Source organism: Pseudoalteromonas sp. MEBiC 03607 (genome assembly GCF_004792295.1).
GTDB lineage: Bacteria > Pseudomonadota > Gammaproteobacteria > Enterobacterales > Alteromonadaceae > Pseudoalteromonas > Pseudoalteromonas lipolytica_C.
On the sequence record NZ_SRRY01000001.1, the window covers coordinates 3,508,903 to 3,533,588 of the forward strand.

A 24,686-nucleotide genomic window follows, 5' to 3' on the forward strand; every position below is an offset into this window, starting at 1 on the left:
GTCTTTTTTGTGTTAAGTGCGGGTCAAATCACGCTTAACTGTACTCTTTAGTAGTGTTTATAGCTCGTCTTCAGCTATTAGGCCTGCATCTTCACCATCTTCTGGTTGTACAGTTGCCTGTAGTAATAGCATCTCACGTAACTTACCTTCGATCTCATCTGCGATCTCAGGGTTATCTTTTAAGAACTTAATTGAGTTTGCCTTACCTTGACCAACTTTATTGCCATTGTAGCTGTACCAAGCACCTGATTTTTCAACAATCTTATGCTTAACACCTAAGTCGATTAGCTCACCTTGCTTAGAAATACCTTCACCATACATGATGATAAATTCAGCTTGTTTAAACGGCGGCGCTACCTTGTTCTTAACAACTTTCACGCGGGTTTCGTTACCAACAACCTCGTCGCCTTCTTTTACTGAACCAATACGACGAATATCAATACGTACTGAAGCGTAGAATTTAAGCGCGTTACCACCGGTTGTTGTTTCTGGGTTACCAAACATAACACCAATTTTCATACGGATTTGGTTGATGAAAATACACAGCGTATTTGAACGCTTGATGTTACCTGTAAGCTTACGTAGTGCTTGTGACATTAAGCGAGCTTGTAGGCCCATGTGTGAATCACCCATGTCGCCTTCGATTTCAGCTTTAGGTGTTAAAGCAGCTACCGAGTCGACAATCACAACATCAACAGCACTTGAACGAACTAACATGTCACAAATTTCTAATGCTTGCTCACCAGTATCTGGTTGAGAAACAAGTAATTCGTCAATGTTTACACCCAGTTTTTGAGCGTATACAGGATCCAGAGCGTGCTCAGCATCTACGAATGCACAGGTTTTACCTTGCTTTTGAGCTTCAGCGATAACTTGTAAAGTAAGCGTTGTTTTACCTGATGATTCAGGACCATACACTTCAACAATACGGCCCGTAGGTAAACCACCAATACCTAATGCGATATCGATACCTAGTGAACCTGTTGAGATAGCTTCAATGTCTAGGGCTTTGTTGTCGCCCAGTTTCATAATTGAGCCTTTACCAAATTGACGCTCAATTTGTGATAAAGCAGCATCTAAGGCTTTTTGTTTGTTATCGTTCATTCTGTTCTCCAAATCCGGCTAATGCAGACAGTATACTGTATGAAATCACAGTATCAAGCTAATTTTCTGATTTTATCAATTCAATTACAGTTTTTAATGAATAAACAATAGCTTGCAGTCTAACTTCAGCTCTATCTCCTGAGAAAACCTGTTCGCTTGGGTAGTTTTTTCCGGCAAAATGAATACAAAACCATACCAGCCCTACAGGTTTATCCAGTGTTCCACCACCGGGGCCTGCAATCCCTGAGATAGCAATTGCAATATCTGCGTTTGCAGCTTTTGCAGCACCCGATGCCATTTCAAGCACGGTTTGCTCACTGACAGCACCAAAATTGTTTAATGTTTGCTCACTAACACCTATTAATTGCTGTTTTGCTAGATTGCTATAAGTAACAAACGCACGGTCAATATAATTCGAACTGCCGGGGGTATCAGTTAACGCATAACTAACGCCACCACCAGTGCATGATTCTGCGGTAGTGATCCATAAGCGTTTATCCGTTAAAATAGCTCCTAATTTCGCAGCAAGTGTTTTAATCTCTTGATGTAATTCCATATTCAGCCTTTGGGTAAATACATGTCGTTTGATCTTTATGCACCGCACACTATAAAACAACAAACCCCTATGATGCAGCAGTATCTAAAAATAAAAGCCGAGCATCGGGATATTTTATTGTTTTATCGTATGGGCGATTTTTACGAACTTTTCTTTGATGACGCTAAACGTGCAGCGCAACTTCTTGATATTTCTCAAACTCATCGCGGTAAAGCAGGTGGTGATCCAATACCAATGGCAGGTGTGCCTTATCATGCCGTTGAAAACTACCTAGCTCGCCTTGTACAAATGGGTGAATCAGTAGCTATTTGCGAGCAAATTGGCGACCCCGCCACCAGCAAAGGCCCGGTGGAACGTAAAGTTGTGCGTATTGTTACCCCTGGCACAATTTCTGACGAAGCGTTACTACAAGAGCGCCAAGACAACCTTCTGACCAGTGTTTGGCAAAACAAGCAAGGCTTATATGGAGTTGCCTATCTTGATATAAACTCTGGTCGATTCAATGTATTAGAAGTTAATACTGATGAAGCATTTAGCTCAACATTACAGCGTTTAGCACCGGCAGAGTTACTTTATAGTGAAACCTTTGCGAATGTGCACTTAATTGAGCACATTAAAGGTGCACGTCGTCGCCCTGAATGGGAATTTGATCTAGATACTGCTCAGCATTTACTGTGCGACCAATTTGGCACTAAAGATCTGGTTGGTTTTGGTGTAGACAAAGCACATGCCGCTTTAGTGGCTGCGGGCTGTTTAATGCAATACGTAAAAGATACGCAGCGCATTGCCCTGCCGCATATTCGTGCCATTACCCTTGAGCAAAACGAACATGCAGTGATCTTAGATGCAGCCACCCGTAAAAACCTTGAACTTACAGTTAACTTATCAGGCGGTTACGAAAATACCCTTGCGCAAGTACTTGATAAAACAGCGACAGCGATGGGTTCACGCTTATTAAAACGCCGTATTCATACACCGGTGCGCAGTAAAACAGAGCTCAACTCTCGACTCAACGCTATTAGCGCCATTATTGATGCGCAATTATGTGGTGAACTGCAAGAGTCGTTAAAACAAATTGGTGACATTGAACGTGTCATTGCCCGTTTAGCACTTTGTACCGCAAGACCGCGTGATTTAACGCGCCTGCGTAGTGCACTGCAAGCACTAGCACCACTACACGAATTACTGATGGATGCTAATGACCCACGTATTAGCCAAATCATTGCTCAGTCGCAACAGTTACCTGAACTACAAGATTTACTCGAACGTGCTGTAATCGAAACCCCACCAGTACTTATTCGTGATGGTGGCGTTATTGCACCAGGTTACAACAGTGAGCTTGATGAATGGCGTGCACTAAGCCAAGGTGCAACCGATATTCTTGAAAAGCTTGAAGAGCGTGAGCGAGAGCGCACTGGCATTAGCACTTTAAAAATTGGCTACAACAAAGTGCATGGCTTTTTTATTGAAGTAAGCCGCGCCAATTCTCATTTAGTGCCTGCAGATTATATTCGTCGCCAAACGCTAAAAAACAATGAGCGTTATATTATCCCTGAGCTAAAAGAGCATGAAGATAAGGTACTCGGTAGCCAATCAAAAGCACTTGCGCTTGAAAAACAGCTTTACGAGCAACTGTTCGAATTTATTGCTCCGCACATTGAACAGTTACAAACTATGGCTGCCGTACTGGCTGATTTAGATGTTTTAAACAATTTGGCAGAACGAGCACAAGCGCTTAATTATGCTAAGCCAACACTGTGCGATAACGATAACATCAGTATTAAACAAGGTCGCCACCCGGTGGTTGAACAGGTAATGAAAGACCCGTTTATTGCCAACCCAGTGGAGCTTAATAACGACCGTAAAATGTTGATTATCACAGGCCCAAATATGGGTGGTAAATCAACCTATATGCGTCAAACTGCACTTATCGTGCTAATGGCACACATTGGCTCTTATGTACCTGCAGATAGTGCTGAAATCGGAAATATTGACCGTATCTTTACACGTATTGGGGCAAGCGATGATTTAGCATCAGGGCGTTCAACTTTCATGGTTGAGATGACAGAAACGGCAACTATTTTAAATAACGCCACAGCACAATCACTGGTGCTAATGGATGAAATTGGTCGCGGTACTTCGACCTATGATGGTTTATCACTAGCCTATGCAACAGCTGACTATTTAGCTTCAAAAATTGCCGCTAAAACCTTATTTGCAACTCACTATTTTGAGTTAACAGAGCTGGCCGAACAAAAAACAGGGTTGGTAAATGTGCATTTAGATGCCATTGAGCATAACGACACCATTGCCTTTATGCATACTGTGCTTGAAGGCGCAGCAAGCAAAAGCTTTGGCCTACAAGTTGCTGCCTTGGCCGGTGTTCCAAAAGCGGTGATCCAACAAGCCAAACAAAAGCTAAAAATGCTCGAAAACCACCAACCTGTCACGGCCCCCATTGAGCAGCAACAACAAACATTAAGTTTTGATGATGAACCGTCTGAGCTTGAATTAACCTTAAAACAGCTTGATCCAGACAGCCTAACGCCAAGACAAGCACACCAACTACTGTATCAATTAAAAGATTTACTGTAGGTATAACATAGATATAAAAAAAGCTGACGCAATGTCAGCTTTATTGTGTGTTCTAGACCCTAAAGCCTATGTATTGTTGTCTAATTTGCTATATATCAGGTGAATTGGTCAAATAAGCTATCAGTGCTTAAACCTTCATGTTGCAATATGTCTTTTAAGCGACGTAATGCTTCCACCTGAATTTGTCTTACACGCTCACGTGTTAAGCCAATTTCACGACCAACATCTTCTAAAGTTGATGGCTCATAACCGAGTAAACCAAAACGTCGAGCGAGTACTTCGCGTTGTTTAGGGTTTAACTCACCTAACCAATCAACAATGTGTTTGTTAATGTCGTTATTTTGTACTTCTCCCTCAGGACCAGAGCCTTTTTCATCGGCTATGATATCAAGCAGAGCTTTATCGTTTTCACCACCAATAGGAGTGTCAACTGAAGTTATCTTTTCATTTAAACGCAGCATTTTAGTCACGTCTTCAACCGGCTTATCTAAGCACTCTGCAATTTCTTCTGCGGTTGGTTCGTGGTCTAACTTCTGGGTTAGTTCACGTGCAGTTCTTAAATACACATTTAGTTCTTTAACTACGTGAATTGGTAAACGAATTGTACGTGTTTGGTTCATGATGGCGCGTTCAATGGTTTGACGGATCCACCATGTTGCATAGGTTGAAAAGCGAAAACCACGTTCTGGGTCAAATTTTTCAACAGCTCGGATAAGGCCTAGATTACCTTCTTCAATAAGGTCAAGTAGTGCAAGGCCACGATTGTTATAACGGCGGGCAATTTTCACTACTAGACGTAAATTACTTTCAATCATTCGCTTGCGAGAGGCTTCACAGCCTTTCAATGCTTTGCGAGCAAAAAATACTTCTTCTTCTGCACTTAACAGTGGAGAAAAACCAATTTCACCTAAATACAGCTGGGTTGCATCTAAGTTTTTAGCAACTTCGTCTTTTGCAAATATATCTTCTTCGTTATCAACTTCTTCTAATAATTCAGAAGCATCATCTTCGACTACCGTGTCATCAAATTTATCGTCAATCGCGTCAGTTGTTTTCTCTAGTTTTGCTGTGTGACCCATAAGCGTCCTCCCGAGCAAATATGTGATTGAGCTAAATCACTTTTATCAATACCCTAATGGCTAAGGTAGATACTTAGCAGGATTGACTGCTTGACCCCGATAACGAATTTCAAATCTCAAAGCCGTAACCGAAGAGTCTGAACTGCCCATTTCTGCTATTTTCTGCCCTGCCTTTACTTCCTGTTTTTCCTTTACAAGCAACGTTGAATTATGCGCGTAAGCACTTAGGTAATCATCATTATGTTTCAAAATAATTAAATTACCGTAACCTCGCAACGCGTTACCCGCGTATACCACAGTTCCGTGTGCAGCAGCTAAAACAGAAGCCCCCTCTTTGTTAGTGATCTGTAACCCTTTAAAGCCGTTTTCTTTATTAGAAAAGCGTCGCGTGACCTTGCCCTTAGCCGGCCAGCTCCATACAACTTTAGAATTAGAATTACCGTTTTTGTCACTAATTATTTTGTTGGCTTGTTTCTGAACATACTCTCGTTGTTTTGGCTGATCAAGCTCTTTCTTTAATTTTTTGTTATTTTTTTGTGTGGAAAAAGTAGACTTTTTACTCGAATTCGTATATTTTTTCGCCTTTTTGTGTTTTTGTTCCTGCTTTGTAATCAAGATACGTTGGCCGGGAAAGATAGTGTAAGGTGCTGGAATATTGTTTATTTTTGCGAGGGTTCGAAAATCTCGTTGAGAACTAAAGGCAATTGAATATAAAGTATCACCCTTTTTCACTGTGTATTTTGAGCCTGTGATATTTACTTTGCGCGTCGTCGGCTTTACATGATTATCTAAACTATTGACCGGAGCGGGTGCTTCGCGAGACGTACAGCCAAAGAGCAAAATACTAGTAAACAAAGTAACATAGACTGTTATCTGCCTGCTCATCGTAAAATGCTCCTTATCGTACTAACTAATGGTTTTATGGCTTATCGTAGTAAAAAGTACGCAACCACCACTAAAACAACCAATCCCCAGCCAAGGGCTTCAACATATTGACGTAATTTTTGCTCCATTTTAACTCCACCCCATTTCATTAGTGCCGAAACAAGAAAGAAGCGTGCCCCACGACCAACAGCAGAAGCAAGTAAAAATGGCAAAAATGCCATCTGCATTAGACCTGCGCCTATGGTAAATACCTTATAGGGGATAGGCGAAAATCCAGCTAAGAAAACCACCCAAACACCGTAATTTTCAAACCAGCTTAGGGCTGTATCAAATTTAGCTTGCCAACCCATTTGCGCAATAAGAGGTTCAACAACTGGTTCGAATAACCAAAAGCCAAGTAAATAACCTAAAATACCACCAATCACAGAAGCAATGGTGGTAAAGCTGGCAAAGCGCCATGCTTTATCTGGCTGTGCAAGCGACATCGGTGCTAGCATGACATCAGGCGGCACCGGAAAAAAAACAGATTCAGCAAAACTCATCCCTGCTAAATAACGCTCAGCATGTCGGTGTTTAGCCCATACAAGCGCCATATCATATAACTTAGTAAACAACTTCAAAGTATTAGGTCCTATTCAATATCACCAGGCACCAAAGGTACAAATCTCACTGGTGCAACTTTATGTTCTGTAAATGTGTCGCCATTTCTAACAACCATCATTAATTGCTGATCTTGCTCACCAATGGGTGCAATCATCACGCCACCATCAGCAAGTTGTTCAAGTAATCCGTGCGGCATTGTTGCTGCCGCAGCAGTGACAATGATCCCCTCAAAGGGCGCTTGTGACTGCCATCCTTGCCAGCCATCGCCATGCTTCATAGTGACATTGTATAAATCAAGCTTATGTAAGCGGCGCTTCGCTTGCCACTGTAGTGCTTTAATGCGCTCAACTGAGCACACTTTGGTGAAGGTTTTAGCTAAAATCGCTGTTTGGTAGCCAGACCCAGTGCCTATCTCAAGCACTTTATCGCGAACCCCAGCTAAACGAAGTAACTCTGTCATACGTGCAACAATGTAAGGCTGCGAAATAGTTTGCCCTTGACCAATTGGTAATGCGGTATTTTGATAGGCTTTATGCTGTAAAACATCATCAACAAAGATATGGCGAGGCGTTGTTGCAATTGCCTCTAGCACGACACTGTCTTCGACACCCTCGCGCTTTAATAATTCAGCTAATGCAAGTGCACTGCGATTATAATTAGTCAGCACCGTTAATCTCCATATTTGCTAACCAGCTATCAACGGCTTGTAGGCTTTCTTTAGCCGTCATATCAACACTAAGAGGTGTGACTGATGCGTAGCCATTATTAATGGCATAAAAATCAGTGCCTTCCCCTGCATCACTTTCAGCACCCAAGGTACCATACCAGTATATATCGCGACCCCATGGATCTTGCTGTTTAGTCATGGTTTCGGCTTTATGGCGTGCTCCTAAGCGTGTTACTTTCACGCCTTTTAATTCAACAAGTGGCACGTCAGGTACGTTTAGATTGATAATTTGATCTTTTGGTAACGGGTGCGAAGCTAATTCTTTAATGATACTCACAGCAACAGCAGCGGCGGTTTCAAAATGATTCCCTTCTTTAGAACACAAAGATACGGCGATAGCCGGAAGCCCTAAATGGCGTCCCTCGGTTGCAGCAGCAACAGTGCCCGAATACAAAGTATCATCACCGAGGTTGGCACCATGATTAATGCCTGCAACCACAAGATCCGGCTGCTCATCCATTAACTCATTGACACCAAGGTGCACACAATCAGTTGGCGTGCCATTAATTGAAATAAAACCATTTTCTAAGGTTGTTGCACGCAGTGGATTCATTAAGGTCAATGAATTACTTGCACCACTGCAATTACGATCAGGTGCAACAAGTGTCACATCAGCAATTTGGGTCAGGGCTTGATATAAAACTGCGATCCCTTTTGCATTTACACCATCATCATTACTTAATAAAATTTTCATCTACGCATCCTTTTGTTTTTGTTCTTTTGGGCTGGCATCTTGATAGTCCACCAGCTCACGCAACAAGGCTGTGGCAAAACACCCTTTTGGTAACCCAAAGCTCAGCTTTAATGTTGTCTCGTCTAGGGTTTCAACCGCTAATGAATCTGGGATCAAGCGTAACATTCTACGCTCGTTTTTAAGACCAAGTTCGCTAAGGCCAGCTATCCAAGACTGATAAGGTTCGAGCCACGTTTTTTCGGCCTCGGTAAGGCCTTTTTCACCTTTACCAACCATAGGGGCCGACATCACGATATCGCCAGACGCTAAGCGGGCAATATTATCGTCGCTAATGTTATCTTCAAAAAAGGCATTGCTGCCACTTAACATAAATACTTCGCGGTGCATGGTTTTCGCAAGGCCATGTTCAGCAACGCGCAAGCTCACAATTTCATTAAACACATAAGAGCGCGCTGCAGAGATCACTAAACCTCGTAATTTTTTGTCGCGAATACGCTCTCCGGCAAACATGCGTTTTGCCATTTCAAGGTTGTGCCCACCATGACCAAAGCGTTGTTCACCAAAGTAATTAGGCACACCGGCACGCACCGCGTTAATACGGCATAAAATATCAAGTGGTTCAGTCACATTACGTAAAGTGATGGTGAAGCGGTTGCCTTTATGGCAGCCGGTTCTGAGTTTGCGATTGTGGCGCTGTTGCGAAATAACAAAAAACTGCTCGTTATTCAGTTCACTAAATTCAATATGCTTTTTAATTGGCACTGGCACACTAAACCATTGTGTACATACACCATGACGGTCTTTTAAGCCCGCGTAACTCACATCACGCGGGGAAACACCGGCTTTTTCAGCAATACGTTTAGCAACAAACTGAGTGTTTTCACCTTTTTTTACCACTTGTAAACAGACATGCTCACCAGAGCCTGTAAACTCAATGCCCAAGTCTTCATCAACCATAAAATCTTCGGCAGTGGTTTTAAAATCAGCTTTCGAAAGAGGTTTGCCGTAAAGGTAATTTAGTTCACTCATCAATCTTGCTTTCTCATAATTACCACAGCATGGCTTGAGATACCTTCTTTACGACCTTCAAAGCCCAACTTCTCTGTAGTCGTTGCTTTTACATTCACTTGTGAAATATCTGCTTCAAGGTCTTGGCATAAGTTTTCACGCATTGCTTGAATATGTGGCAACATTTTGGGGGCTTGAGCAACAATCGTGACATCGGCATTGCCAAGAACATAACCTTGCTCTTTAGCAAGCCCAACCACGTGGCGTAGCAAAATTCGGCTATCAATATTTTCGTATTCGCTAGCAGTATCAGGGAAGTGCTTGCCAATATCGCCCATTGCAAGTGCACCTAATATTGCATCGCATAAAGCATGAATTGCCACATCACCATCTGAATGTGCTAAAAAGCCTTGTGGATAATCAATTTTTTCACCACAAATCACCAGTGGCCCTTCGCCACCAAATTTGTGTACATCAAAGCCATGGCCAATTCGAATCATGAGGTACTCTCGTTTTGTTGTTTTTGCAATAAAAATGCTGCTAAATCTAAATCTTCAGGGGTGGTGATTTTAATATTATCACTGCGACCAGCAACCAGCTTAACAGGCTGTTTGGCCCATTCAATTGCCGATGCCTCATCAGTAATAGTCACACCACTTTGAAGGGCATTTGATAGCGCATCGGTCAGCAATTTGTAAGGGAAAAACTGAGGGGTTAGCGCCTGCCATAAATCGTCACGTGGCACTGTTTGCTCACTGTGGGTATGGCCGCGCTTTATGGTGTCTTTTACTTTTGATGCCAAAATACCGCCTTCATTGGCAGCAGTACATTCAGCGATTAAACGCTGAATATCTGCCAAGCACACTAACGGTCTTGCCGCATCGTGAACAAGTACCCAGTCAGGTGGGTTGTCAGCAAGTGATAGCAAAGCATTTAGCACTGAATCGGCGCGTTCTTTACCACCACTCACACGTTCAATTCGCGCATCTATATAGGGTAAATCGGCAAAATAGCCATCATCATCACTAATAGCGACTTTTATGGTATTAAGGCATTCAAGCTCAGCAAGCTTGCTTAAGGTATGCTCTAAAATAGTTTTACCCGCAAGCTCGATATATTGTTTAGGCGCCGAATGTTGCATTCGACTCCCTACTCCCGCAGCGGGAACAATTGCGGTAATAATTTGTTTATTGTTCATTATACTGCTGACCTGGTAATACTCGAATAAAGGTTTCACCAGGTTTAATCATTCCTAATTCGTTACGCGCTCGTTCTTCAATACCCTCTTGACCAAGCTTTAAATCTTTAATGTCGGCTTTTAGTACCGTATTACGTTTTAATAATTTAGCATTCGTATCTTGATGTGATGCTACGGCTTGTTTTAAACGAGTGTAATCTTGCACTCCATTATGGCCAAACCACAAACGGTACTGAATAAATAATGCCAAACATAACAAGGCGAATTGAAAAACCCGCATTGAACACTCCTTCGCGGTTAAATTAAGTCAAAGGGCGTTTTAGATTACGCCAATTTATATTACTTGCTAGTAGCATTTCTCTTAATGACAAACGCTTAGGTGTTATGCGCTTATTGTATTGCCACTGATGACCACAGCATGCAGCTGTCATAACCAATTTTGATGGCTTTAATATTTGCGCTGGTATGTGTTCTAGTGACTCTCCCGACACATCAAACCAACCTAGCTCATTACAATGTACCTTATTGTCGCTTACTTGATCTAAGCTGTCTATGCGCACCCTTGTACATTGCTCATCATTAATTAACACAGGAACAATTAACCCGCGCTTAGCATATTTAGTGTAAAAATTTTTTGAGTCTTCTTTACTGTAGACCGGAGGCGATGCCTTTTGTTTCTCGAGCCAACTACCATTTTGCGAATCAAGTTGTAATGGTGCATCACCGCTTACGATACGCATCGCTAAACGCTCTATGTAGTAAGGCAAACTTGCTAATAAGCGTTTTAGCCTTGCTGCATCAGGTTCATCAACTAACCGTGGGATCTCACGAGCATAAAACGCGTTACATAACTGTGCATACAATGCTCGTTCGGCATCTGTTTGCCAAATTTCAGCTTGTTGTGACGTTTCACTTTGTGAATGAGAAATAGACAATGCGCGCTCTTATAAAACAATTGCTTGACTGTTTTATAGCATAGAGCGTTTATTGAGCGCTACTTTACTGCACCTTTTTTACCCAGTTTTGCATTACCAGATTCTAAAAACTGCACCACAGCATCACGCTTTTTACCTAGCAATAAACTACCATCGGCTAAAAACATAAAGTTTTGCCAACAACGCTTAAATACGGCAAAGCTGGTTTCGATAATATTGTCGCGCGCCATACAAAAATACACGGTCGTATTGGCTTCCCACTCTAAATGGTTAAGGATTTCTTCAGGTAGTTGCTCATCACCCGCTTCCCATGCATTTTCCCAGTTAACAGTTTCAGAAAAACTGTCATCTTTACCGCACCAATCTGTTTTATCAAAAAAGTCAGGGTGATCATGCTCACGGCTTACCATAGTGGTCCATAAAACCGCTGCGCGCTCAGCTGTCATTGGTTTTATTTGTGCGGCATCTTCTGCGCTTATCGGCATATCTTTATGACGAAAAACCCAGGCTTTTTTGTATTCATCTAACGAAATATAATTCATAGTTTAGGCAGTTTGTTTCAGGGTAAAATGTGCAAACTGCAATTATACCCAAATGACTCCAAGATGCGAGATAAACACATGACAATCAAACCCGGCATTTACCAACATTATAAAGGCCCAAAATACAAAGTAGAGTATGTTGCCACACACAGCGAAAGCAATGAGCCACTTGTTATATACCAAGCGCTATACGGTGAATTTGGTATGTGGGCACGCCCGCTTAGTATGTTTACAGAAACGGTCATAGTAGAGGGTAAAACCGTACCACGCTTTGCATACCTTTCAGACGCCGACTAACTGTGGCATCATGACGTTATTAATCACTGCTCAGACCAGATAAGGTGACATCGTGCTTTTTAATTCAACCGATAACTACATTGCCAGTAATTCATTAAAACAAGCGGTTAACGCAGCTATCTTGCTCGAAAAGCCCCTGCTTATAAAAGGTGAACCCGGCACAGGTAAAACCATGCTGGCCGAAGAGCTTGCCAAAAGCTTAGACACCACGCTAATTCAATGGCACATCAAATCAACCACTAAAGCGCAGCAAGGCCTGTATGAGTATGATGCTGTATCTCGTCTTCGCGACAGCCAATTAGGTGATGAGCGTGTGCACGATATCAGCAACTACATTGTAAAAGGGAAATTATGGCAAGCCTTTACTTATGGTGAGCAACATAACAAACGCCCTGTATTATTGATTGATGAAATTGACAAAGCCGATATTGAATTTCCCAACGACTTGCTATTAGAGCTCGATAAAATGGAGTTTCATGTTTATGAAACCGGTGAGCGCGTTGTTGCTAAGCAACGTCCGATTGTGATCATCACGTCAAATAACGAAAAAGAGCTGCCAGATGCCTTTTTACGTCGTTGTTTTTTCCATTACATTGATTTTCCTAGTAGTGAAGAAATGGCGCAAATTATCGATGTGCATCACCCGCATGTTAAACAAGATCTAGTACGCCAAGCACTTGAGGTGTTCTTTAATCTACGTGAAGTTAATGGCATTAAGAAAAAACCATCTACCAGTGAATTACTCGATTGGTTAAAGCTACTGATGGCTGAAGATATAGACGCTAAAACACTGCATGATAAAAGCCAAAAAGGCGGTTTAATGCCAATGTTTGGCGCGTTATTAAAGAACGAGCAAGACATTAGCTTAATCGAAAAACTTGCGTTTATGAGCCGCCGTTAAGATGTTAATTGCGTTTTTCTTTAAGCTTCGCGAATACCGCTTACCTGTTAGTTTGCGAGAACTACTTGATTTGATCAATGCGCTCAAGCAAGGGGTTATTTTTGCCGATGTTGACGCGTTTTATTATTTAGCGCGTACCATCATGGTTAAAGATGAAACCCACTTTGATCGCTTTGATAAAGCCTTTGCTGATTACTTTAGTGGCGTGGCCGACCTTGATCTGCTCGAAAGCTTAAAACAGCAACATGCCTTGCCTGATGATTGGCTGCGTAAAGAGTTTGAAAAGCACTTAAGCGAAGAAGAAAAGGCGCAATTACAAGCCATGGGCGGCCTTGATAAACTCATGGAAACCCTCAAGCAACGCCTTGAAGAGCAGCAGAAACGCCATGCTGGAGGTAATAAGTGGGTAGGTACCGGTGGCACTTCGCCATTTGGCGCCTATGGTTATAACCCTGAAGGTGTGCGTATTGGTCAAGACGGAAACCGACATCGCCGTGCGGTAAAAGTATGGGATAAACACAGCTACCGAAACCTTGATAGCGACCGTGAAATTGGCTCACGCACCATTAAGCTTGCCCTAAAAAAACTGCGTAAATTTGCCCGTACTGGTGCCAGCGATACCCTCGATTTAACCGAAACCATCCGCGCAACTGCAAAGCAAGGCGGCATGCTCGATGTAAAAATGGCACCTGAGCGCCACAATGCAGTAAAAGTATTGATGCTATTTGATATCGGCGGTTCAATGGATGATTACATTCATACCTGCGAAGAGCTATTTAGCGCCGCTCATAGCGAATTTAAGCACCTAGAGTTTTACTATTTTCATAACTGTTTATATGAGCATGTTTGGCAAGATAATCAGCGTCGTCACTCAAACGTACTTGATACCATGACCTTGATTAACAAGTTCACCAGCGACTACAAGGTGATCTTTGTTGGCGATGCCACCATGGGCCCCTACGAAATCGCCTACCCCGGTGGCAGCGTTGAGCATTGGAATGAAGAACCCGGCAGCGCTTGGCTAAACCGCATAACTAATCACTTTGATAAAGTCGCTTGGCTCAACCCGCAACCCGTTGAACACTGGCGCTATTATCAATCAATTGATTTTATAAAGCAGTTAATGGATAACCGTATGTATCCACTCACGCTAGATGGGATTAGTAATGCAATTAGGGAGTTGAGTTAAAATTGTAGGCGCGATTTTACATCGCGCAAACTTTACTAACCTACATTATCTTCCAAACCAAAAACACCAGCGCAAAGCCCACCAAATAAGCTAAGCCTAACCAGCTCAATATGCGAAGTAAGGTTGAGTGATGAATACTGGCTTCTGAGCGCACTAAGCTAAAGTTCAGCCACGCAAAGACAGGGGTCGTGACAAAAGCGAGGGTCATTGCAAAAGTAAGCATTGGGCCTAGGGCCGATTTAAAGAATAAAATCACAGCCATGCCAGCAAATGCTTGCAGTAATAACCACATATTTAAACTGTGTTTAGACTGTTTAATCGGTAGCAGTTTATGCGACTCATTTAATGTTCTGGCGTAGCCATCAAGCACTGTTAGCGTGGTGCCAAACATACATAAAAAAGCGATACCTGAAACCAGTGGCCTTGCCCACTCGCCCATAGTGAGGGCGTACATATCAATTAGCTGCTTTGCAAAGGCAACGCCACCTAATTGCACAGCCTGGGCTTGACCGTATTGCACTAATACACCTAGTGAGAAAAATACTAATGCAAGTGCTGCGGTAAGCCAGTAGCCCAAATTAAAGTCAAACAAGCCTTGTTGTTTTGTCAGCGCTTGTTGATGCTGCTTTTCTTTTAGCCACAGTGAGCTAATTGCTGATATCTCGATAGGCGCAGGCATCCAGCCCATGAGCGCGACCATAAAGCCAAGCATGGCAAGCTCATAAGGCGACGGGCCCACGTAGTCAACAGGAGCCATTGGGCCATTATTAATAGCGACGACTAGTGCTGCTAATGTCGTAACCGTTAGCAACCCCATAATTAGCTTTGAAACATTATCGAGCGCCTTAAAGTGCCCCAATAACAAAATAAGCAAACACACAGCCAAAATCAGCCAGCATAATAGCGTTACAGAAACCGTAACAGGCAATGCGTAGTGCAGCAGGCTGGCCGTTAATAATAAAACTCCAGCGGTGTTCACCACAGCGGCAACAATATTAAGCGCAATAAAACTATAGAAATACCCCGGCCCTTTTTGCTTGTAGCCCTCAACTAAACTTTGTTTGGTCGCAAGGGTGTACTCCATGCCAAATCGAAAGAATGGGTACTTCAATACATTTACTACTATGATTAGCCAAAATAATTGCCAACCGAATAACGACCCTGCTTGTGTTGATGCCACTAAGTGTGAGCCACCAATGGCAGCTGTGGCCATTAAAATACCCGGCCCTAATGCATTTAATTTAGATTGCCAATTTGATACTGCTGATTGCATAAGTTGTGTGTGTTTTATTCTTAGTAACAAGCAACTTACAGCGTTTTAGGTGAGATTGGAAGCAGAGCACGTTAGCAAGTTAGCTAACGAATCAAGTAACTCGCTAACTTTTGAAACTTCAATCTGACGGCTGAATATTAAAACCAAAAAAGCCAAACGTTTCACAACGGTTGGCTTTCTTAGTTTGATTGTAAACGCTAGATTCTAGCTAAACCTAGCGCGGCACTTTATTAAGTAAAATTAAGTTAAATCCATTTCCTGAATAATTTCGTGGGCAATTTCCGGAGTTGTACTGACCGGCTTTTCGTGTAGTTTGGCTTTCATTTGCCCTTTACGATGTTTCAATGATGCATCTAGTTTTTTTGCAGCATTTGCAATTGCTGGGTACATCACCTCGTCTTCACCTTTTACTGATAAGCGTGCGCCTTCATAGGTCGTGCTTATCTCAGCTTGGTATTTGTGATGCTCTTTTGAAAGAATAATATCGAGAGATATTAATGATGGAAAATGGCTAGCAATTTTCGAGAACTTCTCGTTGATATGAGCTCTAACAGCCTCAGTAACGTCAACATGATGACCAGAAATATTAATCTTCATAGGGTATCCTTTTTTCTTGTTACCTCACAGTTAGTATTGGGGGCGAATTGAATTAACACAAGCGAAAATTGCAGATAATTAGTAATTGATTGTAACCACAGATGATTTAGATCATGCGTTGCGGATAAAATATGCAAAAGCCCGCATCACACGGGCTTTTTATAAAGGTTAACAACAGTTCATTAAGTGTACGAACAACAGTAGTCAGCAAAATCTGATACCTTCACGCGGAATGTCACGTGTGCGTCTACGTTAAATGAATCTCCAGCTTTCATGGCTTGCCACTCAGTTTCGCCAGGCAGTAATACTTGCCACTCTCCTGCTAGTAACTCCATATGCTCTTTCTGATTTGTACCAAACTCAAATTCTCCCGGCTGCATAAAGCCCAATGTTTTAGTGCTGCCATCGGCGAATAGCACAACACGGCTCGAAACTTTACCATCAAAATAGACATTCGCTTTTTTTACAACACTTACACTGTCAAACTGAGTCATACTTACTCCTGTTATGTTTTATTATTAACGTATAAACATTGCCAGTTGTCGGTTTAGCATTCAAGAGTGGCTGGGTGAGAAATAATCAAGTCGGGTTAGCTGTCAGTTTTAAGCCGATCGTGCAATGGTGGTAGGTCGTGCTTTAGCACGAGTATCTGCATGATAAGCGACGACATTACTTTACCTCATCCAATGCATTATTCTTGATTTAGTTTGAGTTCAAAAATATGGCTTGAAAGCTTTGTTACACATCTCACATCCATGCTCAACTGATACCATAACTAGGTATCTATTGGTATTAAGGACTATATCATGGCTGACAGCTTAGAATGTGTTGGACTTCAATCCGTTATACCCAATCTACCAGCTCCGAGTGTGTTGGATTCATTCCGATCCCAAAACCGGCATAAAAAAACCCGCACTGTGACATACAGGGCGGGCTTTTAAATTTTAGTGGCTTAAGCTTAGAACAAAGCGTTTGCTTTATTTACGATGTTTTCAACAGTGAAACCAAAGTGCTTGAATAGCTCGCCTGCAGGTGCTGACTCACCGAAGGTCGTCATACCTACTACTGCGCCATTTAGGCCTACATACTTGTACCAGTAGTCTGCGATACCCGCTTCGATTGCTACGCGGCGAGTAACGCTTGCTGGTAGTACACTTTCTTTATATGCAGCGTCTTGCTCATCAAATAAGTCTGTTGAAGGCATAGATACCACACGTACTTTTTTACCTTGTGAACGAAGCTCTGCAGCTGCATCTTGTGCAAGCTGTACTTCAGAACCTGTTGCGATAAGGATAAGCTCTGGCTCACCGTCACAGCTAAGTACGTAACCACCTTTTTTCACATCAGCTAACTGCTGTGCAGTACGCGCTTGTTGCTCAAGGCCTTGACGAGTGAAAATAAGTGACGTTGGGCCATCTTTACGCTCGATAGCTTGTTGCCATGCAATCGCAGACTCTACTTGGTCACATGGACGCCAGTTCACTAGGTTAGGCGTTAAACGCATGCTTGCAATTTGCTCTACAGGTTGGTGCGTCGGACCATCTTCACCTAGACCAATTGAGTCGTGCGTGTATACGAAGATACTTGGTTGCTTCATTAGTGCAGCCATACGTACTGCGTTACGTGCGTATTCCATGAACATTAAGAATGTAGCACCGTAAGGAATAAAGCCTTTATGCAGTGCAATACCATTCATAATCGCTGACATACCAAATTCACGTACGCCGTAGAAAATGTAGTTACCGCTTGCATCATTTGCTTCTAAGCCTTTTGAGCCATCCCAAAGTGTTAAGTTAGAACCAGCAAGGTCAGCAGAACCGCCCATGAATTCTGGTAGTAACGGACCAAACGCGTTTAGTGCATTTTGTGATGCTTTACGTGTTGCTGGGTTTGCAGGGTTTGCTTGTAGCTCTTCAATGTAAGCTTGTGACTTTTCAGCCCAATCAGCTGGTAACTCACCGTTGGTACGGCGTTTAAACTCAGCTGCAAGCTCTGGGTATGCACTTGCATAAGCGGCAAATTTTTCATCCCAGCTAGCTTCTAGTTGCTTACCTTTTTCTTTGCCATCCCACTCGCTGTAGATTTCAGCTGGAATTTCAAATGCATCACCTGTCCAACCTAGGAACTCACGAGATGCTTTGATTTCGTCTTCACCTAGTGGTGCACCGTGACAGTCGTGGCTACCTGATTTGTTAGGTGAACCGTAACCAATGATTGTTTTACAGCAAATTAGTGATGGTTTATCAGTAATGCTACGTGCTTCTTCGATAGCGGCGCGAATTGCATCAGGGTTATGACCATCTACATCGCTTACTACGTGCCAACCGTATGCTTTGAAGCGCGCTGGTGTATCGTCACTGAACCACCCTTCTACTTCACCATCAATTGAGATGCCATTGTCATCCCAAAACGCAACTAGTTTACCTAGGCCTAATGTACCGGCTAATGAACAGGCTTCGTGAGAAATACCTTCCATTAAACAGCCATCACCCATAAATGCATAGGTGTAGTGATCAACAATATCGTGGCCTTCACGGTTAAACTGTGCAGCAAGTGCTTTCTCGGCAATTGCCATGCCCACAGCATTTGTGATCCCTTGACCTAATGGACCCGTAGTGGTCTCAATACCAGGCGCATAACCATATTCTGGGTGGCCCGGTGTTTTTGAGTGCATTTGGCGGAAGTTTTTAATTTCTTCGAGTGGTAAGTCATAGCCACTTAAGTGCAGTAGAGAATAGATCAGCATTGAACCGTGACCATTCGAAAGAATAAATCGATCGCGGTCTGCCCACTCTGGATTCGTAGGGTTGTGCTTTAGATAATCGCGCCATAGTACTTCTGCGATATCTGCCATGCCCATAGGGGCGCCAGGGTGGCCAGATTTGGCCTGTTGTACTGCGTCCATTGATAAGACGCGAATAGCATTTGCAAGTTCTTTGCGTGATGGCATGAATTCTCCTACCTTTATGTATTTGCGCTGGTTGTTTATGAAGCTCCATTCTTACTTATTGTAAGGGTACAGTGCAATTAAAAATCCGCATTAAATGCACCGTTTATGGGCGTTTGTTAAGAACAATACGTTATTAGTAATTTTAAATGGACGTCTAGGCGTAAAATTACTATGCAAACATATTTGTTTTAGATAAAATACGCCCCTTATTTTTTTAGCGCTATTACCGACGTTTGTGGAGCGCAATATTTGTGAGCAGAAATACAATGGCAAAACATTTATTTACTTCTGAATCTGTTTCTGAAGGTCATCCGGATAAAATCGCGGACCAAATCTCTGACGCGGTTCTAGATGCTATCTTAGAGCAAGATTCTCATGCCCGTGTTGCATGTGAGACATACGTAAAGACTGGTATGGTTATGGTTGGTGGTGAAATCACTACTAGCGCTTGGGTAGATATCGAAGAAATTACACGTAAAACTGTACGTGAAATCGGTTACACGCACTCAGACATGGGTTTCGATGCTGACTCGTGTGCAATCCTAAACACTATCGGTAAACAATCTCCAGATATTAACCAAGGTGTTGACCGTGCTCGTCCAGAAGACCAAGGCGCTGGTGACCAAGGTTTAATGTTCGGTTATGCATGTAATGAAACTGACGTTTTAATGCCTGCACCAATCACTTATTCACACCGTCTAGTTCAGCGTCAAGCTGAAGTTCGTAAGAGCGGTGAGCTTAACTGGTTACGTCCAGATGCAAAATCTCAAGTAACGTTTGCATACGAAAATGGCAAGCCTGTTGGTATTGATGCAGTTGTTCTTTCAACTCAACACTGTGATTCAATCTCACAAAACGACTTAGTTGAAGCGGTAATGGAAACTATCATTAAGCCGGTTCTTCCTGCTGAGCTTATCTCAAGCGCGACTAAGTTCTTCATCAACCCAACTGGCCGTTTCGTAATCGGTGGCCCTATGGGTGACTGTGGTCTTACAGGCCGTAAAATCATCGTAGATACATACGGTGGTATGGCTCGTCACGGTGGTGGTGCTTTCTCTGGTAAAGATCCATCAAAAGTTGACCGCTCAGCTGCATATGCTGCACGTTACGTTGCTAAAAACGTGGTTGCTGCTGGTCTTGCTGACAAGTGTGAGCTACAAGTTTCTTACGCTATCGGTGTTGCAGAGCCAACATCTATCAGCATCGAAACATTTGGTACAGGTAAATTAGATGAAGCACGTCTAATCGAATTAGTGCGTGAGCACTTCGACCTACGCCCTTACGGCTTAATCCAAATGCTTGATCTTGAGCGTCCTATCTATCAACCGACTGCGGCTTATGGTCACTTCGGTCGTAATGAGTTCCCTTGGGAAAGCACAGACAAAGCTGACGCACTTCGCGCAGCTGCTGGCCTGTAATAGGTTAAATAAAATGAAAAAAGCGCCGTTTGGCGCTTTTTTTGTGTTTGATTTAAAAGTAGGAAACTATTTTTTCGTAAACAGCCACACCCCATACCAAGGCTAAAACCACCAGCGACAATGTCACCGCTGCAGAGGCCATATCTTTGGCTCGCCCTGATAATACATGATACTCAATGCCAACTCGGTCAGTCAGCGCTTCTATTGATGAGTTAAGTAACTCGACGATTAATAATAATAAATAGGGAATAAACAACACTAACCAGTGATTAAGTGACTGCGCCAATACGACCGACAAGGGTAACAAACACAGTCCTAAATAAATTTCAGAACGAAATGCAGACTCTTCTTTAAACGCCGCTTTAAAGCCTTTAATCGAGCATTTAGTTGCTTTTAAAATGCGTCCAATACCAAGGCCATTTGGCTTATTGACCAGGGGGATTTTTGGTTCTTTCATTTTTTACCTACTGCCTCAGAATTAACCTGATCATAATAATAAACTCTTACACTGTCACCATAAGACTCTTGTTTTAATTGCTAGCAATTACCGGGGATGCTGCTGGTTTTGGTGCGCGAAAACTGATTATTAGTTAACTGCTCTCTGAGCGATTGTAGTGTTTTATAAACACTTTTTAATGACACTTTGTTACTTAACCAATAAGGGATAGAGCCACTCGGATCTGCATAAGCTTGATGGCTCACTAATAAATTATCTTGTTGCTGTTCTAAGCGCCAATATGCAGTGAGGTTTTTAATTCGTACAACTCCTGCCACTTCTGCTTTTGCATAGGGCTGGCTTTTAATTTGTAGCTCAGTTTTATGCTCACCTAAAGCGCGATAACAAGAGTAACTCACCAAGTCTCGATCTGATACCGGCCAAGGCGAATTAAAGTGGGTATAAACAAGAGTTTCTGAGGGACTTAAGCGCTCCAATAAGGTTACGCTTTTCACGTTTTCGAGCCAATTAGGCGCGTTTTCTGTATCACTTAATAACGCCATAAAGTCACTCGCTTTGGCGTTTTTAACCAGCACAGAAGCATTAATTTCTATAATGCCGGTGTCATGCTTTTTATAACTAACCTTGATGTCGTCTTGTTGCTTGTAGATTTGCCATTCAATCGGATTAGCACAGGCAGATAAACTCAGCCAAGCTAACCCAACTATTAAGCAAAGACGCACTTTATTTATAGCCAGTAAGGGTCTGTGTCGAATGTAGCGTGACGGCTTTGCTCCATTGCACTTACTAAAAATTCAGATTTTTGCTCCAACCAAGACTGTATTTTTGCAAGTTCTAAATCTTCATGACCAGCACACAGCTGTTTTAGATACTCAAGTGTACTTAGTTCATAAATACCATGAGAGATATCTAACCATGGAATACGAAACTCACTACGGTCGTCTTTGTTAAATAGCGCCCCTAAACAATTTCCACTAAGCAGAGAATTTTCTAGGCGCGTGCGCAGTGCTAAGTAATCTTTGTCTGTAAACACTTTTTGCTCTGGAATGAGCTCATGCATGTCGTGCCAATCTTTAGCAAATAATCGCTTTGCAATATCAGCAACGGGCTCTTCAGCCGCTTTAAACTCAGCTTGTCCCCATGATTTACGCCACTGTTTTTCTATCAACCATGTAGTTAGTTGTAACAATAAACGATTATAACGAGTACTATGAAACAGCTCTTGTACATCTTCGATGCTTGGTTGTAACTGTTTTAAGTCGTTGATAACTTGCGTGAGTTCTGGCGCACTATTAATTTTTTTATAATAAGCGTGGCGTTTAGATGTGTAGGTTTTTAACTGAATTGCATTTTCTACCCACGCTAGTTCGCTTAGCAGCCATTTTAGCTCTGTACGTAATAAATCAGTGTCATCTTTACTTACTATGTCATCAAACAACCAGAAAGTGTGGCGAATCAAACGAATTCCATCGGTCACACGTTTAAGGGTTTTTAGGCTTGGCTTGATGAAGTAACAAGCTTCATGTTTTTGCACAAAGCGAATTGCATAGTTGATGCTTTCTATAAGCGCTTGCTCTTGCGTTGCATCACGCTTTAACGGCACAAAACCAATTGATTTGCTTGCTTTTAACGGATTGTCATCAGCAAGGCGATAACCACGAGCTGCTTTAGAGTATAAGCCTAAACGTACATTACTTTCGCGCACTAGCTTATCGGCTAAAGCAAATAACTCTTGGCGACTACCTTCTACTAGCTCAACTTCTAGTTCAGAAATGGGTTCAACTTTGCCCGACGCAGAAATCTCACCTTTATCAAGCACGACTTCAATCTTTGCACCGCTGTCAGTTTCTATTAACCATGTACGGCGAATAAAATTAGTACTAAAAATTGGGTATAGGTTATCGGCTATTGACCCAACTTGCATACCATGCGGCCAAATTGCAGCATCAAAAGCAAGTAAATCAGGGCGCGTACCCTCAAGCGGTAAGTTGTATTCAGGGCGTTGATGTAAACCACCAACCACTTCGCCTGCAAGCTTAATGGTTTGCTCGCATTGGTTATCGCAGCAACGCGTACGTAAACCAATATCTAATGCGCGCAATTCTCGGCTTGGTGTATCGTAATAAGCATTTTGTAAGCTACGTGAGGGCTTGTTTGTAACGGTTTTTGCAAATTGAGTAATTAATGCGGGGATCAGTGGAACAACGGCATCTGACACCAAAAACTTCAGTTCTATCTCAGTATCCATTCGCTTTGCGGAGTACATTTAAAATAATTAAGTGCTCAAAATAAACAAAGCAGCTACTTAATGCAAACTTTTTCCTGAATTTTAATCTTGAGCTTGGCTATGGATTACAATATCTTCCTTGCTATTAATAGTTGAAATCCCTACTATCTCTATACATAAAGAAATTATAAATTTGGCCATTTCTAGGCAATGGTTACGTTAACAAGGTAGATTGATGTTAAAACAGTGTATTTTTGGGTTGCTCCTAGCGGCCACCTCTTTTATTAGTTACGCAGAAGAAGCGCCAAGCAGTAACGAAAACACCGCATACATAGTCGATAACCTCTACACCTTTATGCACTCTGGTCCGAGTAAAAACTACCGTATTTTAGGTTCGGTTGATGCAGGTACTCAAGTTACTTTACTGTCAGCTGAAGATAATGGTTATTTTAAAATCCGTGACGACAAAGATCGTGAAGGCTGGGTAGAAGCAAAGTTTGTGACTGAAAATGCAGGTATTCAACAGCAGTTTCAAGCATTAAGTAATGATATGACTTTAATGCAAGAGCAACTACGCCAAGCAGAAATTGAACTGCCTCAGTTACAAGAGCAAAATAAAACCCTCACAGAGCAAAACCAAGCACTAAGTGAGCAAATCCAAGCGCTTAAAAACACAATTGAATCTGAGCGCAACGCTAAACAAACAGCCAGTGCAAAAGAAAAACGTCAGCTACTTACCTATGGCGGCGCAATTGCATTTATTGGTTTATTGTTAGGTATTATCCTTACCATTATGTTGTCGCGCCGTAAGCGATATGATGGTTGGGCATAATCTATCAACAATAAAAAAGCACCGTTAGGTGCTTTTTTATTGTCTGTTTAATTTAGATATCAAAGAGCAAACCACTGTCTTGCTTGATTTTCTCAATCACCATATAAGTGTGATGGGTGCCTACCCCCGGTATATCAACTAAATCACCCAATACCTGACGATATTCATCCATATCTGAAACTCGTACTTTTAATAAGTAATCGTAGCCACCTGCGACCATATCGCACTCAACAACTTGTGGGATATTTAAAATATATTCGCGAAATACTTTAAACACCGATGTATTCGATGTGACAAGTGATACCTGTACATGTGCTAATAAACTTTGATTTAGTTTTGCTTCACTTAGCTTGGCATAATAGCCTTCAATATAGCCCTCTTGTTCAAGACGCTTTACACGGTCAAGACATGGACTTGGGCTTAAATTTACCTGTTTTGCCAGGTTCACATTAGATATTCTGCCATTTTTTTGCAGAGCGTCTAAAATTGCTAAATCGATGCGATCTAACATGCGTAATCTATTCGGACTAGTCATAACAGAATTTTATGCGGCTAAGTTAACGGTATGCCCTGTAAATTATCGTAAATCGAAAAATATAACCAGCATATTCTGCTGGAT

27 protein-coding genes are annotated in these 24,686 nt (G+C 42.2%); 6 read left to right on the forward strand and 21 right to left on the reverse strand.

The genetic code is table 11. The features are described 5' to 3' along the window. Positions 1-57: 57 nt before the first annotated feature. Both recA and E5N72_RS15935 read right to left on the reverse strand, forming a co-directional pair. Positions 58-1,104: a recombinase RecA gene (gene recA / locus E5N72_RS15930; RefSeq protein ID WP_135926008.1), complete on the reverse strand. Its 1,047-nt coding sequence runs from the start codon at positions 1,102-1,104 to the stop codon at positions 58-60. Between the two features lie 58 nt (positions 1,105-1,162). Then, complete coding sequence (locus tag E5N72_RS15935; protein WP_135926009.1) at positions 1,163-1,660, reverse strand: nicotinamide-nucleotide amidohydrolase family protein; 498 nt, start codon at positions 1,658-1,660, stop codon at positions 1,163-1,165. Positions 1,661-1,681: 21 nt separating this feature from the next. Here E5N72_RS15935 and mutS point away from each other — a divergent pair, with 21 nt between their 5' ends. Further along, a complete protein-coding gene (mutS, locus tag E5N72_RS15940) occupies positions 1,682-4,255 on the forward strand; it encodes a DNA mismatch repair protein MutS (protein ID WP_135926010.1) in 2,574 nt (857 codons plus the stop codon). A gap of 95 nt (positions 4,256-4,350) precedes the next feature. Here the strand turns inward: mutS and rpoS are convergent, their stop codons facing one another. From rpoS to E5N72_RS15995, 11 genes are read right to left on the reverse strand one after another with little or no spacing between them, the layout of a single operon-like run. Then, positions 4,351-5,334 (reverse strand): RNA polymerase sigma factor RpoS, encoded by a 984-nt coding sequence (rpoS, locus tag E5N72_RS15945; RefSeq protein ID WP_135926011.1) that lies wholly within the window; start codon positions 5,332-5,334, stop codon positions 4,351-4,353. 60 nt (positions 5,335-5,394) lie between these two features. Then, positions 5,395-6,219, reverse strand: coding sequence for a peptidoglycan DD-metalloendopeptidase family protein (locus tag E5N72_RS15950; RefSeq protein ID WP_135926012.1), 825 nt, complete (start codon positions 6,217-6,219; stop codon positions 5,395-5,397). A gap of 41 nt (positions 6,220-6,260) precedes the next feature. Beyond that, positions 6,261-6,839, reverse strand: coding sequence for a YqaA family protein (locus E5N72_RS15955; protein WP_135926013.1), 579 nt, complete (start codon positions 6,837-6,839; stop codon positions 6,261-6,263). An 11-nt stretch (positions 6,840-6,850) separates the two neighbouring features. Then, positions 6,851-7,489 carry a protein-L-isoaspartate(D-aspartate) O-methyltransferase gene (locus E5N72_RS15960; protein WP_135926014.1) on the reverse strand — a complete coding sequence of 213 codons (639 nt, stop codon included), beginning with the start codon at positions 7,487-7,489 and terminating at the stop codon, positions 6,851-6,853. Further along, a complete protein-coding gene (gene surE / locus E5N72_RS15965; RefSeq protein ID WP_135926015.1) occupies positions 7,479-8,243 on the reverse strand; it encodes a 5'/3'-nucleotidase SurE in 765 nt (254 codons plus the stop codon). Before surE ends, E5N72_RS15960 begins: the two co-directional genes overlap by 11 nt. Continuing rightward, positions 8,244-9,272 (reverse strand): tRNA pseudouridine(13) synthase TruD, encoded by a 1,029-nt coding sequence (locus E5N72_RS15970; protein WP_135926016.1) that lies wholly within the window; start codon positions 9,270-9,272, stop codon positions 8,244-8,246. Further along, positions 9,272-9,751: a 2-C-methyl-D-erythritol 2,4-cyclodiphosphate synthase gene (gene ispF / locus E5N72_RS15975; RefSeq protein WP_135926017.1), complete on the reverse strand. Its 480-nt coding sequence runs from the start codon at positions 9,749-9,751 to the stop codon at positions 9,272-9,274. Before ispF ends, E5N72_RS15970 begins: the two co-directional genes overlap by 1 nt. Next, positions 9,748-10,449 (reverse strand): 2-C-methyl-D-erythritol 4-phosphate cytidylyltransferase, encoded by a 702-nt coding sequence (ispD, locus tag E5N72_RS15980; protein ID WP_135926018.1) that lies wholly within the window; start codon positions 10,447-10,449, stop codon positions 9,748-9,750. Before ispD ends, ispF begins: the two co-directional genes overlap by 4 nt. Continuing rightward, positions 10,439-10,729, reverse strand: coding sequence for a cell division protein FtsB (gene ftsB, locus E5N72_RS15985; protein WP_135926019.1), 291 nt, complete (start codon positions 10,727-10,729; stop codon positions 10,439-10,441). Before ftsB ends, ispD begins: the two co-directional genes overlap by 11 nt. 22 nt (positions 10,730-10,751) lie before the next feature. Further along, complete coding sequence (locus E5N72_RS15990) at positions 10,752-11,384, reverse strand: hypothetical protein (protein ID WP_135926020.1); 633 nt, start codon at positions 11,382-11,384, stop codon at positions 10,752-10,754. Between the two features lie 59 nt (positions 11,385-11,443). Then, complete coding sequence (locus E5N72_RS15995; RefSeq protein WP_135926021.1) at positions 11,444-11,926, reverse strand: DUF2947 domain-containing protein; 483 nt, start codon at positions 11,924-11,926, stop codon at positions 11,444-11,446. Between the two features lie 78 nt (positions 11,927-12,004). Here E5N72_RS15995 and E5N72_RS16000 point away from each other — a divergent pair, with 78 nt between their 5' ends. Genes E5N72_RS16000 through E5N72_RS16010 form a run of 3 tightly spaced genes read left to right on the forward strand, consistent with a single transcriptional unit; the run spans position 12,005 to position 14,313 of the window. After that, the gene (locus E5N72_RS16000) at positions 12,005-12,223 is read left to right on the forward strand and encodes a DUF1653 domain-containing protein (protein ID WP_135926310.1); all 219 of its coding nucleotides are present in this window, start codon (positions 12,005-12,007) and stop codon (positions 12,221-12,223) included. A gap of 52 nt (positions 12,224-12,275) precedes the next feature. Continuing rightward, the gene (locus tag E5N72_RS16005) at positions 12,276-13,124 is read left to right on the forward strand and encodes a MoxR family ATPase (protein ID WP_135926022.1); all 849 of its coding nucleotides are present in this window, start codon (positions 12,276-12,278) and stop codon (positions 13,122-13,124) included. A gap of 1 nt (position 13,125) precedes the next feature. Continuing rightward, entirely contained in the window at positions 13,126-14,313 is a 1,188-nt protein-coding gene (locus E5N72_RS16010; protein WP_135926023.1) for a VWA domain-containing protein, read from the forward strand. 40 nt (positions 14,314-14,353) lie between these two features. On the opposite strand, the gene E5N72_RS16015 is transcribed toward E5N72_RS16010, so the two are convergent. From E5N72_RS16015 to tkt, 4 genes are all read right to left on the reverse strand, one after another. Beyond that, positions 14,354-15,586: a divalent metal cation transporter gene (locus E5N72_RS16015; protein ID WP_135926024.1), complete on the reverse strand. Its 1,233-nt coding sequence runs from the start codon at positions 15,584-15,586 to the stop codon at positions 14,354-14,356. Between the two features lie 240 nt (positions 15,587-15,826). After that, positions 15,827-16,183 (reverse strand): ribosome-associated translation inhibitor RaiA, encoded by a 357-nt coding sequence (raiA, locus tag E5N72_RS16020; RefSeq protein ID WP_135926025.1) that lies wholly within the window; start codon positions 16,181-16,183, stop codon positions 15,827-15,829. 182 nt (positions 16,184-16,365) lie between these two features. After that, positions 16,366-16,677: a pyrimidine/purine nucleoside phosphorylase gene (locus E5N72_RS16025; RefSeq protein WP_135926026.1), complete on the reverse strand. Its 312-nt coding sequence runs from the start codon at positions 16,675-16,677 to the stop codon at positions 16,366-16,368. Positions 16,678-17,141: 464 nt separating this feature from the next. Then, positions 17,142-19,133 (reverse strand): transketolase, encoded by a 1,992-nt coding sequence (gene tkt / locus E5N72_RS16030; protein WP_135926027.1) that lies wholly within the window; start codon positions 19,131-19,133, stop codon positions 17,142-17,144. A gap of 266 nt (positions 19,134-19,399) precedes the next feature. Between tkt and metK the strand changes: the two genes are divergently transcribed. After that, positions 19,400-20,551, forward strand: coding sequence for a methionine adenosyltransferase (metK, locus tag E5N72_RS16035; protein ID WP_135926028.1), 1,152 nt, complete (start codon positions 19,400-19,402; stop codon positions 20,549-20,551). A gap of 52 nt (positions 20,552-20,603) precedes the next feature. Here the strand turns inward: metK and E5N72_RS16040 are convergent, their stop codons facing one another. From E5N72_RS16040 to E5N72_RS16050, 3 genes are all read right to left on the reverse strand, one after another. Next, positions 20,604-21,008 (reverse strand): diacylglycerol kinase, encoded by a 405-nt coding sequence (locus E5N72_RS16040; protein ID WP_135926029.1) that lies wholly within the window; start codon positions 21,006-21,008, stop codon positions 20,604-20,606. An 80-nt stretch (positions 21,009-21,088) separates the two neighbouring features. Beyond that, the gene (locus E5N72_RS16045; RefSeq protein WP_168246748.1) at positions 21,089-21,730 is read right to left on the reverse strand and encodes an START domain-containing protein; all 642 of its coding nucleotides are present in this window, start codon (positions 21,728-21,730) and stop codon (positions 21,089-21,091) included. A 5-nt stretch (positions 21,731-21,735) separates the two neighbouring features. Beyond that, positions 21,736-23,256 carry a CYTH and CHAD domain-containing protein gene (locus E5N72_RS16050; RefSeq protein WP_135926031.1) on the reverse strand — a complete coding sequence of 507 codons (1,521 nt, stop codon included), beginning with the start codon at positions 23,254-23,256 and terminating at the stop codon, positions 21,736-21,738. A 214-nt stretch (positions 23,257-23,470) separates the two neighbouring features. Between E5N72_RS16050 and E5N72_RS16055 the strand changes: the two genes are divergently transcribed. Then, positions 23,471-24,067, forward strand: a complete 597-nt coding sequence (locus E5N72_RS16055) for a TIGR04211 family SH3 domain-containing protein (protein WP_135926032.1) — start codon at positions 23,471-23,473, stop codon at positions 24,065-24,067. Positions 24,068-24,119: 52 nt separating this feature from the next. On the opposite strand, the gene E5N72_RS16060 is transcribed toward E5N72_RS16055, so the two are convergent. Continuing rightward, the gene (locus E5N72_RS16060) at positions 24,120-24,602 is read right to left on the reverse strand and encodes a winged helix-turn-helix transcriptional regulator (protein ID WP_135926033.1); all 483 of its coding nucleotides are present in this window, start codon (positions 24,600-24,602) and stop codon (positions 24,120-24,122) included. Positions 24,603-24,686: the final 84 nt, after the last annotated feature.